This window comes from Ihubacter massiliensis, assembly GCF_024125305.1.
Classification (GTDB): domain Bacteria; phylum Bacillota; class Clostridia; order Peptostreptococcales; family Anaerovoracaceae; genus Hominibacterium; species Hominibacterium faecale.
The window spans coordinates 1,321,107-1,336,039 of the sequence record NZ_JAMXVH010000001.1; the positions used below are offsets into that span (position 1 = coordinate 1,321,107).

The 14,933-nt window shown below is 47.1% G+C and carries 10 protein-coding genes and 1 riboswitch; all 10 genes read right to left on the minus strand.

Annotated elements, in window-relative coordinates; genetic code table 11:
- Positions 1 to 2: 2 nt before the first annotated feature.
- Positions 3 to 1,157, minus strand: coding sequence for a DUF58 domain-containing protein (locus NIA71_RS06090; protein WP_253019919.1), 1,155 nt, complete (start codon positions 1,155 to 1,157; stop codon positions 3 to 5).
- Entirely contained in the window at positions 1,157 to 2,185 is a 1,029-nt protein-coding gene (locus tag NIA71_RS06095) for an AAA family ATPase (RefSeq protein ID WP_253019920.1), read from the minus strand. Before NIA71_RS06095 ends, NIA71_RS06090 begins: the two co-directional genes overlap by 1 nt.
- A 9-nt stretch (positions 2,186 to 2,194) precedes the next feature.
- Positions 2,195 to 3,274 carry an ABC transporter substrate-binding protein gene (locus NIA71_RS06100; protein ID WP_253019921.1) on the minus strand — a complete coding sequence of 360 codons (1,080 nt, stop codon included), beginning with the start codon at positions 3,272 to 3,274 and terminating at the stop codon, positions 2,195 to 2,197.
- A gap of 2 nt (positions 3,275 to 3,276) precedes the next feature.
- Positions 3,277 to 4,086: an ABC transporter ATP-binding protein gene (locus tag NIA71_RS06105; protein ID WP_253019922.1), complete on the minus strand. Its 810-nt coding sequence runs from the start codon at positions 4,084 to 4,086 to the stop codon at positions 3,277 to 3,279.
- Positions 4,086 to 5,108, minus strand: a complete 1,023-nt coding sequence (locus tag NIA71_RS06110; protein ID WP_253019923.1) for a FecCD family ABC transporter permease — start codon at positions 5,106 to 5,108, stop codon at positions 4,086 to 4,088. Before NIA71_RS06110 ends, NIA71_RS06105 begins: the two co-directional genes overlap by 1 nt.
- 15 nt (positions 5,109 to 5,123) lie before the next feature.
- Positions 5,124 to 6,002, minus strand: a complete 879-nt coding sequence (locus NIA71_RS06115) for a hypothetical protein (protein WP_253019924.1) — start codon at positions 6,000 to 6,002, stop codon at positions 5,124 to 5,126.
- 26 nt (positions 6,003 to 6,028) lie between these two features.
- Positions 6,029 to 9,196, minus strand: a complete 3,168-nt coding sequence (locus tag NIA71_RS06120; RefSeq protein WP_253019925.1) for a leucine-rich repeat protein — start codon at positions 9,194 to 9,196, stop codon at positions 6,029 to 6,031.
- Between the two features lie 57 nt (positions 9,197 to 9,253).
- Positions 9,254 to 12,073 (minus strand): Ig-like domain-containing protein, encoded by a 2,820-nt coding sequence (locus tag NIA71_RS06125; protein ID WP_253019926.1) that lies wholly within the window; start codon positions 12,071 to 12,073, stop codon positions 9,254 to 9,256.
- An 80-nt stretch (positions 12,074 to 12,153) separates the two neighbouring features.
- Positions 12,154 to 12,984 (minus strand): Ig-like domain-containing protein, encoded by an 831-nt coding sequence (locus NIA71_RS06130; RefSeq protein WP_253019927.1) that lies wholly within the window; start codon positions 12,982 to 12,984, stop codon positions 12,154 to 12,156.
- Positions 12,985 to 13,106: 122 nt separating this feature from the next.
- Positions 13,107 to 14,621, minus strand: coding sequence for a fibronectin type III domain-containing protein (locus NIA71_RS06135; RefSeq protein ID WP_253019928.1), 1,515 nt, complete (start codon positions 14,619 to 14,621; stop codon positions 13,107 to 13,109).
- 177 nt (positions 14,622 to 14,798) lie between these two features.
- Positions 14,799 to 14,919: riboswitch (molybdenum cofactor riboswitch) on the minus strand.
- Positions 14,920 to 14,933 lie beyond the last annotated feature (14 nt).

Genomic DNA, 14,933 nt, shown 5'->3' on the forward strand with positions numbered 1-14,933 from the left:
GACTATACCATAATCTCCGGGATCCCTTCCGCCGCTTCACGGACGGATATGGGTACCAATTGTACGGCCTGCTCGGCCTCATCCCTTTTCTGTTCATCGTCATATACGTAAATCGTTTTCATCGTCTGAGAGACTTCCATCTCCGCCACTTTATCCAGATCCAGATCGGAAACCACATAAACCAGCGTACTGTTTCGGCTGCGGTAGCCGCTGGCCCCATAGTAATCCAGCGCCACCGCTTTTTTGTCAGAAGCATACGAGGAAAGCAGCTGGGCCGAGGCCATATCCAAATCCTCAAAAGCATCCAGTTCCCGCACATGAAAAGCGCCCTCGCCTGCGTCGTACCAGGCCAGGTTGTGATTGATGCCGCTTTCCAAAAGCGCCTTGGAAAGGGATAAGTACAGTTCCACCACTGCGTCTACCACCTCTTCCTTGCCCAGCGTCAGCTCCAGGAGCAGAAAAAGGGAATAGTTGAGGGGCAGGCTGAAATCCCGAACCATCGTCTTATCGATCTTGGAGGAAAGTTTCCAATGGATCTTGCGAACTTCATCGCCCGGCACATAGTCCCGCAACGCAAAAATTTCGCTCACATCCTGTCCCGGACGGTCAGGAGAATACCGGCTGCCGTCGCCCATGGTTTCAATGGGCTTTTCCATGTACACGGCCGCTTCCCGCAGATCCGGATAAACCACGGTCGCCTGGTCGGTCAGGCTGGCTTTTTTCAAAGTAAAGAGGCCGAAGGCATCATAAACGCAGATTTTTTTCGTGGAAATGATCACCGTTCCAACCTTGCTGCCTTTCATGGAAAGATGGGCGTCTACCGTCTTTTTTCCGCCCACGGTGGCGTTGACTTTTCTCATCATCTTTGAACCCGTCATCTGATTTTCCAGCTCAATGGTAAAGGTTGCTCTGGCCACAGGAAAAAGGCTGTGGTTGACAAAATGATAGGTGAACACCGCATCTTTCTTTTCTACCGATTGGGGCACATCCAGCGTAATCGAAAGCCCCCGCCTGGAAAAAAGCATCAAGCCCAGGGAAAGAAGAGGCAGCAGGATGCACAGTCCCAAAAGGGTCAGTGTGTAATAGGTATTTGTAAAAATGTAAATCGCTGTCATCATAGTCAAAAGCAGCGCATAAAACACTCGGTTTCGCAGCATTATTTTACCTTTCCTTCCAGCACCGCAGGCGGTTTCACTTGGTCCAGAATATCCTGCAGAACCTTTTCTTCCGTTTCTTTGCGTATCTTTGCCCTGGCGGTCAGGATCAAACGGTGGGCGCATACATCGATGAATACATCCTTTACATCCTGCGGGATCGCATAGCTTCTGCCCGCCAGCAGAGCACCTGCCTTGGCCATCTGGACCAGGGCCAGAACGGCTCTTGGGCTGACGCCCTGTTCCACCGCCTGTGCAGTTCTGGTTTTCTCACAAAGAGCCGCGGCGTATTCGATGATCTCATCGGACATCTTCACCAGCTGCACTGCCCGTTTCATCGCTTTGATATGGGGTGCACTGACTAAAGGCCGAACCGTTTCTATGGGATCGGAAGTCTGCCGCTGTTTTACAATGTTGACCTGGCTTTCAATATCCGGATACCCCATGGACAGTCTTGCCATAAAACGGTCCATCTGGGAATCCGGCAATTTCTGGGTCCCGGCGCTTCCCAAGGGGTTTTGGGTAGCAATACAGACGAAAGGTTCCGGAGCCTTATGGGTTACCCCATCTACGGTGACGCCGCCCTCTTCCATGACCTCCAGCAGAGCTGCCTGGGTCTTTGCGGAGGTACGGTTGATTTCATCCGCCAGGAACAGGTTGCAGAGCGCCGCGCCCGGTTTATAGTCCAGCCCGCCGGTCTCCTTGTTGTAGATGCTGAAACCCGTGATATCGCTGGCCATGGTATCGGGCGTGAACTGCATCCGCTTATAATCCAGGTTCATGACCTTGGAAAGGCCCAGCGCCAGGGTCGTCTTTCCTACGCCCGGCACATCCTCCAGCAGAATATGGCCGCCGGCCAAAATGACCATCAAGACTTTTTTAATAACCTGGTCTTTGCCCACAATGACTTTTTTCAGCTCAAGGATCATTGCAGCCACGACTTTTTGCATCTCCGCGGTCACCGAATCCTTAGGCGCTGGCGCAGCCGGCTGACCCTGCGGCGTTTTCGTTTCGTTTGACTGATTTTCCATTTCTGCCTCCTACTGGGCCGGCGAATTGGACATTCGCATCCCTTCGCCGGAAAGTATCTTTTTTACTGCTTTATGATCCAGTTTCAGATCAAAATATTCCTGATAATAGTCAGATGTATACGCTTCCAGGTCCATATCCGCAAACTTATCCGGATAAAACAGCTTCGCCACTGCCAAAACGCCCATATGGGCTTCCATAGATCCCGGATGGCACCAGCGGGTGGCTCCCACCGGAAGGGTATAGACCTTCTTATTTTTCACTGCCGTAAGCCCTTCCCACTTGGAATCGGAAAGAATATAGTCGGTTACCGAGGATTCGTTGGCGATGAACGCAAAGGGATCCCATTTGTAGATTTCTTCCAGGGTGGTATAGGTCTTGTCTCCGCCGGCCTGTACGCCCTTTTCAATGGAAATGTTCTTAACTGCAGCCAGGTTCATGATCTCGCCGCAGATATCCCCCTCCCCATCGGTTCGAATCGCTTCGTTGACGGAATGATAGACTGACGGCCAGTTCTCTTCCGCCACATCTTTCAGCTTCCCATTTACCATTTCGATGGTGTCCTTTTGGAACTGAATATACTTCTGCGCCTGCTCTTCTTTGTTGAACACCTTTCCCATTACATCGATGGCGTTCTGCAGCTCTTCGATGGTGGTATAATCCACCACAACATAAGGGATTCCCACCTTTTCCAGCTTTTCCACTTCACCTTTGTTGGAAGCGGTGGAATAACGCACCAGAGCCATGTCCGCTTCGACCCGCAGCAGTTCCTCCACATTGATCGAGCCTTCCTGATAAGGGGTGGCCGTCTCTTTAATCTGCGGATATTTCATCTGCATCAGCACATCGGATTTTACACCACCTGGCGCGCCGACGATTTTATCGCCTTCATCCAGCATGGCCATCATGTGGGCCGTTGACGCATAGAGGCATGCCACTCTCTGGGGTTCCTCAGGTATCTCAACCGTGCGCCCGGCGCAGTCTGTGATGATTTTTGCCGCTCCCTTTGCGGGCCCGCTGCTGCTGCCGCAGGCTGTGACGGAAAAAAGCATCACCAGAACGGCCAATATGCTGACTATCTTCTTTTTCATGCTTACCTCTTGTTTCGCAGCGGAAGAATATACTTTCGTTCACCGGTTCCGTTGCTGACGATTTCTGTAATAATGTTAAAGGTCGCTTCCAGGTTTTCCGTGTTCAAAACCTGGGACGGCGTTCCCACTTGGGCGAAGTTGCCGTCGTTGATGAGGGCGACTCTCGTGTTGACCCCCGCGTTCTCCAGATAATAGGCCTGGTTGAGAAAATGGGTCGCCATGATGATGGAAATCTTTTTATCCCGCACCAGCCGGGCGATGATCTCCATCACGTTCAGCTCATGGGTAAAGTCCAGATGGGCCGTAGGCTCGTCCATGACCAGAAGATGCGATTGCTGGGCTATGGCCCTGGCGATAATGACCAGCTGCAGCTCTCCGCCCGAAAGCTTGGTATACTCCCGATCCTCAAACCCGCTGAGTCCTACTTGCTTTAGTGCATCTCTGGCGATGGTTTTTTCAGCTTCTCCTGGAGGTGCGAACGTCCTGGCGGCATAGGTCCTGCCCATGGTCACCACGTCGAGCACCGTGTAGGCGAAGGTGGTTTTGTGTCCCTGCGGAACGTAGGCCACATGCTCTGCGAATTCTTTGGGCTTTAGCTTTTCCAGCGGATTTCCGCCCACGAGGATCTGTCCTTTTTTTAATTTATTCAGGCCCAGGACGCAGTCGATGAGCGTCGATTTGCCGCATCCGTTGGGGCCGATGATGCAGAAAATTTCTCCTTCTTCCACCTGAAAATTCACGTGTTCAAATATGGTCCGTTTGCCGTCATAGCTGAAAGCGGCATTTCTCACTTCAATCAGAGGCATAGACATCACCAATTCTTCCCTTTCGTCTTTTTCAGCAAATAAATGAAGAACGGTCCGCCCACGATGGCAGTTACAATGCCCAGCGGGATCTCCGCTCCGCTGATGGTCCTGCAGATGGTATCTACGAAAACCATAAAGCAGGCGCCGATGGAGATGCTGGCGGGGATCAGCCATTTGTTGTCGCTGCCAATGACCATTCTGCACATATGGGGCACCACCAGCCCGACCCATCCGATGACGCCGCTGATGCAGACCGCTCCTGCGGTGGCCAGAGTAGCAAAGCCGATGACAATGCCTTTGTTAAGTCCCACATTCAGGCCCAGGGTCTTTGCCTCCCGGTCTCCCATGGAAAGTACGTTAAGCCGCCAGCGAAACAGGATCATCCCCGCCAGTCCGACCAGCATCGGTACGGCGGAAAAGACCAGCTCCGCCGATTTGGTGGAGGCCAGGCTGCCCATGAGCCAAAAGGTAATGGCCGGAAGCTCGCTATAAGGATCCGCCATGTATTTGAGCAGCGACAGGAGTGCGGAAAAGATGGATTGAATGATGGTGCCGCCCAAAACCAGCGTGATAGTCGGCGTCCCGCCGCTGACCTTTCCCACCAGATAGGCCAGGATCACCGCCAGAATGCCAAAGCCAAAAGAAAAGAGAGACGTCATCACCATATTGTTGAACAGCAGAATCGACAGCGCGGCCCCGAATCCGGCCCCGTTGGAAACGCCCAGCATGCCGCTGGATACCAGCGGGTTGCGGAAAAGGCTTTGAAAGCAGGCTCCGCTCACAGCAAGACATCCGCCTACCAGCAGCCCTTGAATGGCTCTCTGAAAACGGATTTCCATAACCACGGTATAGGTCTTTTGCTCAACGCCCAGATCGGTTCCGGTGATGGCCGTGGCAAAACTTTTGAACACATCCTCTATACTGACGCTGTACCTGCCGATGCAGATGGTGCCGATGAAAAAAATCAGGGGCAGGGCGGCCAGAGCTATTACGATCAGCCATTGTTTTTTCTTGTGATTTGCTGTCAAACTCGTTTCTCCATTTTATTTCACACAAATAAATCCGTCTGCCGTCCATCTTCTAAACAGACAGTTGTAACACGCATGTTCGGTCTCTTCATAGCACTCTTCCACGTCATTGTCCGCTTCAAATTGATCGCATGGGGTGGTCCAGGTGGTGATTTTCTGATCGCCTTGATAAAGATCCTGCTTGGTGCAGGCTATGTACCTTGCGCCTCTTTGGGCCGCGATCAGTGTTTTCTTATGATCCACCATGGCCAGTTTCAGCTGTTTATCCACGGATACTTCTTGTTCGTCATTCAATTCTTTTCCATAAAAGTCCAGAACTTGTTCAATGCCCATCATGGTTTTCCACTTAGCCGCCGTGTAGCTTTTCCCTGCATGCTCGCTGCCCTTTCCGCCCCGGAAGGTCCCGTCGCAGCCGGAAAGCCGCAGGCCAACGCCCGCAAGGGCTCCGATGACACCAATCCCCGTGCCGCCGTATTCTTCCAGAACCGTGCCGCCGATTTCTTTTGCCAGGGCGTAGGCCTCTTCCTTTTTAATGATCTCTTTCTGCGCCCGCTTGCCGTAAGCGATCAGCCGGTCCGGCTCCCTGAGCTGGTCCAGCCTGCAAAAGCAGAGCCCTGGATCGGAGCTTTCCGCCATGTTGGTCTTCAGCACTTCCTCGGCAGCCTGCTTCATCTGGGAAACGGTCACCCCTTCTATGTTCATTACCATGCACATGGAACTGTTGTGGGATGTGTAGTCGATGTCCTCATGGAGCAGCAGCTGATGGCGGGTGATGCCTTTTTCCAGGGCGCCGCCCATGGCCTGAATGCGTTTTGCGATCAGATCGGAAATTCTTCCTGTGCTGGTGCTTTTGGTCAAATCGTCGGTGTCGTCTACACAGATGTATATCTTCATTGCCTTGTTCCTTTCATATACCACGATTATCTTGCTTTATACGAAGCTGCGGCCGAGTAGGCGCTGTAAATCTTCTTGCCCTTTATTTTCCGATAGGCCCGAACTTTATAATAGTAGCGTTTGCCTTTCTTCAATTTGCTGTTGGTGTATTTTGATGTCTTGCTGCTCACCGACTTGATGGATTTATAGCCTTTGTTTTTCTTTGTGGAGCGGTAAATCCGATAGCCGCTCGCTCCCGATACTTTCTTCCAGGAAACCTTAATCTTTTTCGATCCGCCTTTTTTCGCTTTTACGCGGGTCGGCTTGGATAGCACTGGCTTTGCGCCGGCATAGGAGGAATAGCTGCCGGAATATCGTTCGTTTCCATTTGTCTTATAGGCGCGAACCCGGTAATAATAGGTGGTTCCGGTTGTTTTTCCCGTATCGGTAAAGCTTCTTGCCGATGCGGATTGGGTGTACTTTTTCGTATAGGAACCGTTTTTCTTTGTGTAGCAAAAGATTTCATATCCGGCTGCGCCGCTGATTCCCGTCCAGGTGACTTTGATTTTATTGTAGCCTGCGGATACAGCTTTTACCGCAGGCGCCGCAGGTGCGTTTACTGTGACCGTACATTTGGCTTTGACCAGGCCTTCCAACGTCTTAGCAGTGATGACCGCCGAACCCGGCTTTATTCCTTTTACGTTTCCGTTTTGATCCACCGATGCCACCTGGGGGTTTGACGAGGACCACATCACGTCTTTGCTGTTGTTATTGTAGACCGTCACATTGGCCGTAAGTTTTTTTGTTGCCGCGACCTCCATGGAGAGGGTTTGCGCGCTGAGGGAGATGGCGATTTGGGAGGTGATGTTGTTTTTATACTGTCTCCAGCCTAATGCCGACTTATATGCGTTTACGCTTCCCGGCGGAACAAGGATCGTTGTGATCGAGTCCGGAAAAACCGCGCCATCGTATTGTGGCGGCGTCTTTGCATTGATGATAATCCGGCTGCCCAGACTTGCGCATTCGCCAAAGGCGCCGTTTCCCAGCTTCTCCAAAGCGGAAGGCAAGATGATGTCTCTGAGATTTCTGCAGCCTGAGAATGCGTTTCCTGCAATAATTGTAGTGTCTTCATTCAGCCGGACTTTTTTCAAGTTTACCCGATCTTTGAAGGTGCTGCTTTTGAACCGATTATCTTCTAACACCGCATTTGACAAATCAATTGTCGTTGCATTAAGGAAATTATCCTGCAAATATGGAATGTCGTCACTGTAATCTAAAACTGCATTGCCAGAAGTTTCGATCCTCAGTGTGTCAATCTGACTTTCAGATTTATTTTCCAAGTTCAGTGCGGCCTCTGCGGTCTCTTGCAGAGTGCCTGTTTTACTTACTCGTAAGGACAGAGTATCTTCAATCTCATCTTCCTCAATTTTAAATTGCTTCCAATATTCGTGGTTTCGATATGCTTCACCGCATCCATACGGAACCTTTATGCCCAAAATGCTGGTTCCCTCAAAACAGCCTGGATACTCACTGCATTCCGGAGGTGTTACTGCATTGATCGTAATCATCTTTCCATTTAATGAAGGACATCTGGCAAAAGCATTATCACCGATAAAAGTCACTCCAGCAGAAATTTGAACATTGGAAAGCGCCTTACAGCCGTCAAATGCCTTAGTATTGATTTTTGAAAGACGATCAGGCAGCTTTACGGTGGTCAAATGATTCATACCCTCACAAACCATGGGTGGAAGCGCATCAACCGTACACTTGGAGATGTCCAGCTCTTCTAAGGCAGATAGCTTCTCCCTCATATAGGTGAAGTCCTTGTCTGATAAAGATGCTCCCCGTACGGTAAATAGCTTGATCTTTTTAATGCTGTTCAGTTCGCTTTCCGGCTTACCGCTCTTTTCTATGACGGTCTGCAGCACACCTTTTGTATCATCTGAATTGCCCTTTGGAATCCCGACTGAAAAAGCATCCCCGGCAGAAGTCACTTCAAATTCAATTGCCCTGGACGCTGCCTTTGCTCCGTCCGGAATGGATTCTGGATGATCCTGATGCCATTTTGAAGTAGCTGTAATATGGCTTTTTTCACCGGCCTTATTTGCCCACAGAGCAGTCCACTCGCCGGTTCTTTCATCGATATCGATATTATCACTGGCTGACCAGACATATTTTCTGTAATCACCCTCGCTGCCGGGATTCGCGGTAACGGAAGTCTTTGCTGTTCCGTAATTTCCTACTGACAGCTTGGAAGGAACGCCTATGATGTCATTTACCGTGGCCTCTACTACCCTCACCGCCTGCAGCGCATCGATAGCGTCACTGAGCTTTTGGGCCATTTCCTCTTTCTGAGCCAATGTCGCATTTTCATTATTGCGAAGCGCTTTTGCCTCATCTAATTGAGATTTCAATGCCTCTTTCAGTGTCCCATCGCGGTATTCTCCCGCCTGCGTTCCTATTACCGCAGATTCATTCAGTTCTTCTGCGACGGTGATCGCTTTATCCAAAGTGTATTTTCCCTTGACTTTGAATTGAAACGCTACGGGGACGCCCAAAACTTTTTCTACATTATTACCGCAAGTTTCTGCGCCAAATTCCAAAATGTAGTCGCCTGATTCTAGCGTCTTTTCCGTATAGAGGGTTATCCTGCCGGAACCGTCTCCATTGGAGGCATTGCCATAGGTCTTGTTATCGTCAACAAAGAGATTTCCTTTTTTGTAATTGATGATCGGCTCCTTGTTTTTCGCCCAGTCCTTCCCCGTATAGGAGTCGCCCGGTTCCAGAGAATAAATGTTGACCTGAGTCTTTTTATCCGGGCTCATCCCTGAATACTGGCTCGGATCCGGGTTTAAATTGTACTTCGTAAAGTTCCAGTTTCCCGCTTCTCCAATCTGGTTCATTCCCGCTGTCATGCAAAGCGCGAATTCAATTCGGCCCGCGGTGCCGTCAAGGGTTTCGTTAATTTGATTTAAGAAATAGCCGCCGGAATTGTCCGTAGTGTGAAGCACCGTTATATCCGATGGTTCTACCAGCTTCATGTTGTTGTAATCTTTAATGCCCTGTCCTGTCTGCAGTGTCCCCTGCAGACCCTGAAAACCATATTCGCTTTCTGCATGAACCTCTGGCAATGGAATCAAAGTAAGCAGCAGCAGCGCTGCTGTGATCCATGCGATCATTCTTTTATTTAATTTTTCCGTCGTATATTGGCTCATCATATTCTTCCGTAACTACCGCAAGTATACTGCTTTACAGCATACTTGCGATGTCTTTTATTTTGCTTTAACCCTTTGTATTTTCGTATACTTACTGTAAACTTTTTTGCCATCTACCACGCGGTACGCACGCAGCTTATAAAAGTAGGCTTTTCCACCGCTGACTTGCTGGTCGGTAAAGCTTCTCTTTGCCGTTTGTCTCACCAGAATATAACCGCCATTCTTCTTTGTACTTCTATAAATCTGATATTTATGCGCGCCTTTTACTTTTGTCCATTTAACTACAATGCCGTTCTTCTTTGCTTTCAAGGTCATCTTTGATACGGCAAGGGCTGCTTTTGCACCCGCAGGTTTGGATATCTTGCTGTAGACTTTTCTGCCATCCACATTACGGTAAGCTTTTACTTTATAATAGTAGGTTTTTCCGGTCTTGACTTTTTTGTCAGTAAAGGATTTGTTTTTTCCTCCTTTTACAACGGCTAACTTTTTATACGCTCCATTTTTCTTAGAAGCTTTATAAATCACATATCCGCTGGCGCCGGGAATTTGTTGGTAAGACACCTTTGCTTTGTTATAGGAGGCCTGCGCCTTAACCTTTTTGATAGGCTTTAAGGCTGGCTTTGCCGCAGAAGTATTGGAATCAGCACTGTAATATTTAACGCCATTGACTTCCGTATAAGTTCTGACTTTATAATATTTCGTTTTGCCAGTCTTCAAACCCTTATCGAGATAGCTGAAAGCTTTGGTCTCCGTTAATTTTCCATACTTGCCGTTTTTGGATGCCGCTCCGTAGACTGCGTATCCGGCTGCGCCGTCTACCTTTGCCCAGCTAATCTTGGCAGAGTTATAAGCGGCTGCGGCAGCTTTGATCTTTGCCGGGGCGACTTGAACAGGATCCACAGTGACCTTGCAGGAGGAGGACAGCCCGTTCTTGTTAACTGCAGTAATGATAGCTGTACCCGCTTTGACTCCCGTAACGTTTCCGCTGTTATCGACCTTTGCCACCGAATGATCCGTTGAGCTCCATGTTAATTCTGTGTCATCCGCGTCTTTTGGCATAAAGGATGCCTTTAATTCCAATGTGCCGTTGACTGGGATGTTTGCAGAAGGTTTGTTGAGGGATATGGCTGTTGCTTTGGTAAACTTTTTGGTTTTGAAGTAAAATACTGCCTCTTTTTCAATCATACTATTCTGCTTGAAAGAATCATCAAAAACAAGTGCATATTCTGTATTATATTTCAACGCTTCTTTCTTTATAGCGAACTTAACCGTCGTTGGGTTCTGCACTTTGTTCGTATCTACTGATTTTAAAATAAGGGTTTCGTCTCCAAAAGTCCCTATTGTCTTAGTCATTTCTTTATTGCAAAGTTTGATTTTATCCAACATATATTTTTGAACATAGTCATCTGGTTTTTTATTTCCATCACCCTTTGCGCTTGCTGCTGTAAAGCTAAAGCTTGAATCTTTCGTATCTACTAAAGTGTTAATATAGTTTTCATACATAAGCTGGTTGCTGGTATTCGTTGAAATATGTAAATCATTTAATTTTAACGTCGTCCCATTTTGCGGTCCCTGAGCTTTATAATCTTCCCGGTTACCTGTAGCTGCATTGGAAAATCCCGGAACATTAACAGTAACTGTGCATTCGCCTAATTCTCTATAATCATCATCTGCACTTATATATTCCATAAGACGCAGTTTTGCCGATCCATTGGCTGCTGGTTTAAAGTAGCCCCTTTTATAGGACATGTCTTCTCCTGGAGCTTCTTTGCTGACGAAGGAGCCAACATTTGCATTTCCGCTTTGATAAAGTGTACCAAGTCCATCACTGGCACTGTCTTTTGTAAAGTATCTCAAATAGACTTCGTCTTGGGTATTTATAGACAAAGTGTCTCCAACCCACTTCCATTTGCTCATATCAGAAGTGTTTTCATGTCCACCTTCCACAATGTATAGCCCTGGTTTGACAACAGTAACTCGATAGCTCGTCGTATATTGCTGCCCATTGGTCTGTTTTATTTCTATATTGGTTCCACCATTTGCAATACCTTTTACTACACCATCTTGATCTACGGTTGCTACAGCCGGATCCTCAGACGTATATTGAAACTGTGGTTCAGGGTTATTGTCAGCTGGCAAAACTTCTTTAATTGGAATCTTTGATTCCTCTCCTGCAGATAGACTCGTGTATGTTTTCGACAGGATAATTCCTGTTTTCGTCTGGATTTCCAAGGTAGCCTTACCTGTTGCAAACTCTTGATCTTCTAAGGTAAATGTCAGTTCCGTATTTCCATCTGCTATGGCGGTTACATTTAATTTCACTTGTCCTGTCGTAGACTTTGTTATAGCAACATCTTCAGATTTGACTACCTTCTCATTGGTAGACTCAATGCATTTCAAATTATCCGCAAACCATGCAGCCCTTGATTCTGATGCTGCTGTCGAGGTTTGATCACGAGGTACTGACGCAAGAATAGCAGTCGCTTTGTTCAAGCTAACTTTCTTGGGTTTTCCTCTATTGATCAAAAATACATCTGGATCAGAAATATCCATCTGAATCAATGTAACATGGCATTTTGCTTGATTTCCATTTTGATCCGTGGCCGTAATCGTTACCTCTTCTCCCACTTTAGGTTTTACCGTTGTCACCAAACCACTTTGGCTAACTTGCAGTACACTCGGGTTGCTGCTTGTCCATGTTGGCGACACTAACTTCCCCTCCGCATCTTTTGCGCGCAATTCTTTTTGTCCATAGATCGCTATCATCTCTATTGTCTGATCGGTCAGTTCTTTGTTAGCTACATCCCAAATCGTAAGCGGCGCTGCCTTTGACTCTGCAAAAGCAATCGCAGGAATGCAAGTTGCTATCATTACCATTACAATTATTACATTTATTATTTTTTTCATTTCTTTAATAAGGCGGAGAAGATGCCTTCTCCGCCGCCTCCAAACTATTTTTATTCAGTATCAAATTGGAAATTTACAGGTACGCCAAGCTTTCTGGATGTATTATTTCCACATACATCGCCGCCAAACTGTAAGATGTAAGTTTCGCCTGATTCCAGCCCTGAGACCTTAATTGTGATATTCGGGGAAGCAAAGGACTTATAAGTAACAGTCGTACCAGGCACTTGCTCTTTAGATGTGTCTAAAACTTTAATATGCGGCAGGCTGTTAGCAATGAAATTCGCAGACTGGAAATTATTGATTCCTGCACTTAACGTAAAGGTAAAGTCGCAGGAAGTATTTGCCGTCAAGGCAACAGGATCATTGATTATATTATCGTATCCTTCCGCAGTCAACACACCCCCTGTAATATTATCCGGCGTAACCATCAGCATGGTATTTCCGCCAGTTCCCTGGTATCCATATGTGGTTGACTCCTCTACGGTCACCGTAATGCTGTCGGTTGCCAGGATTGTACCCGTACAATCGCCGCTAGGTCCTGTTCCTGTTCCTCCTGGGGCCTCACCTTCTCTCAGCGTTGCGGTCAGTGTTGTGGTTCCTTTTGCAACAGGCGTAATATTGCCCTTGTGAATACCAATTGTCGCAACATCTTTATTGCTGCTTGTCCAGTCAATATGCACAGTTGTCCCCGCTGGCTGCGTGATATCTGCTGCTGCCCGCGGATTCGTTCCGGTCAATATGGTCCCTGGGTTTTGAATTGCTACGTCATACCCAGCTACAACGGATTGGGCAAACGCCATCCCTGGCATCATTGCCATCACCATCATCAACGCCATTACGACGCTGACAATGATCCTCTTATTGCTTTTTGCAAGATTCATTTTTTCGTCCTCCTTTTTAAATGTAATAATAAGCTATATATAATTACTCTGCATCGCCGGATGCAAAGGAATTATCATTTGTTTAGTAGGCTAAATGGATGGGCCGGTTTACACCAAAACATTTATTTAACCTTTACAGTCTTCAATTGTGACGTCTTTCCGTATACCTTCTTACCGTCCACCACTTTATACGCGCGGACTTTGTAGTAATACCGCTTTCCTTTTTTGAGGCCCTTATCCGTATATTTGTTCTTTACTGTGATGCTTGCTTTTATATATTTGCCATTTTTGCTTGTGCTTCTATGCAATACATATTTATCCGCACCTGAAACTTTACTCCACTTTGCCGTAGCTTTTCTTTTCCCTGCCTTTACTTTCAAGGCCGGTTTGGAAGGCACCGGCCTTATTGATTTCTTTGCAGAGTAGCTGCCATAAACTTTTTGTCCATTGACAAGCCGATAAGCCCTCACTTTATATGCGTACGTCTTTCCTGTTTTCAGATTTTTTCCGACATAGCTGCGGGCAGTTGTATGTTTTACAGGCTTGTATTTCTTCGATTTTGCGTTATATCGATAGACGGTATAACCATCGGCCTTTGCAGCTTTTGACCAGGTCAGCTTTACACGATTGTAGCTGGACGAAACTGCTTTTAATGATACTTTCGCAATTACGGGAGTTACTTCCACTGGACAGGAAGCCTTCAGATTTGTTCCATCCTTTGTTACTGCCGTAATTGTCGTTTTGCCTGCTTTCATCGCTTTGACTTCACCATTGGAATCAACTACGGCAACTGCTTTGTCTGCCGAAGTCCATGTTACTGCTTTTTCTTTTACATTTTCAGGCTTAATGGCGGCCTTTAATGTTTTAGTCTGGCCTTCTTTTAAGGTTACTTTACTTCCCAGGGAAATGCTCTGTGCAAAAGCATCTGTGGAAAAATGGAAAACAATCTTTTTATCCAGCAATGTCTGTACGCCCATGCCTGACTCAAAGACCAGTACATACTGTGTATTAGCAGCTAATGCGTTAGCAGGAATCTCCAAAAATACATCGAACCCTCTGAGCGGTCCGGAACCAGTTCCCCCGCCATTGGCCAGCCTCTGATGTTTCCAGCCCTTGTAAATCTGAGTACCTGTCAGGACAACCGTGCCGTCCGTCTTCTGAATGCTCATCTTGGGAATAATATTACTAGCCATAATTTGGTCATTGCACTTGGCAGTCTGTGAACCGCCCAGGAAAAATCCAAACTTAATGGGTTGGGTCGGATTTAAAGTTCCCTGAATATAGTTGTCCCAGTATGCGCTAACGGACGTGTCGGTCATAATCGAATAGTTATAGGCATAAGAATTCACATACGGATGGCTATCATCTGCCATACCGCCGTTCTCTTTTTCTATATCTGCCCCATTGAAAAAATACTGTTTTATATTCGTTGTACCATATTGTCCAATTCTGCTATCCTTAGAATTAACGGAAGCATCTATATAGTTTACGAACATGCCCTGGTTCTGTGATGTCTGGGATAGAGCCGTATTCCCTGCTGTGTTTGCGAACGCCATTCCCGGCACCATGACCATGACCATCATCAGGGCCGTTACTACACTGACAGTGATCCTCTTTTTGCCTTTTGCAAGATTCATTTTTCATCCTCCTCGTTCAATATACGAATAAGTTGATAGAACGCCTCACATCTCGAAATGCAAAAGAAGTATCACGCACTTCACTTTAACATTTTAAATCGATAAACTTGTTGCCACAAAAATAAGGAATGCATATAAAAAATAAAACTCTTTCCTAAAAAACGGGAAAGAGTGATTTACCTCTGATACATCATTCCTTTCCAAAACACGGGAGGCAGCACCGTTTCCAGTATTACCCATCGACGCTCAACCATAGGCCAAAGCCTTTAGGTTTTCACGTTCGGAACCATCAATATTTACTTTTATAATCCA

Coding starts and splice junctions, on each gene's coding strand:
- NIA71_RS06090 (WP_253019919.1), bottom strand. CDS start 1,157: ATGCTGCGAAACCGAGTGTTTTATGCGCTGCTTTTGACTATGATGACA.
- NIA71_RS06095 (WP_253019920.1), bottom strand. CDS start 2,185: ATGGAAAATCAGTCAAACGAAACGAAAACGCCGCAGGGTCAGCCGGCT.
- NIA71_RS06100 (WP_253019921.1), bottom strand. CDS start 3,274: ATGAAAAAGAAGATAGTCAGCATATTGGCCGTTCTGGTGATGCTTTTT.
- NIA71_RS06105 (WP_253019922.1), bottom strand. CDS start 4,086: ATGTCTATGCCTCTGATTGAAGTGAGAAATGCCGCTTTCAGCTATGAC.
- NIA71_RS06115 (WP_253019924.1), bottom strand. CDS start 6,002: ATGAAGATATACATCTGTGTAGACGACACCGACGATTTGACCAAAAGC.
- NIA71_RS06120 (WP_253019925.1), bottom strand. CDS start 9,196: ATGAGCCAATATACGACGGAAAAATTAAATAAAAGAATGATCGCATGG.
- NIA71_RS06125 (WP_253019926.1), bottom strand. CDS start 12,073: ATGGTAATGATAGCAACTTGCATTCCTGCGATTGCTTTTGCAGAGTCA.
- NIA71_RS06130 (WP_253019927.1), bottom strand. CDS start 12,984: ATGAATCTTGCAAAAAGCAATAAGAGGATCATTGTCAGCGTCGTAATG.
- NIA71_RS06135 (WP_253019928.1), bottom strand. CDS start 14,621: ATGAATCTTGCAAAAGGCAAAAAGAGGATCACTGTCAGTGTAGTAACG.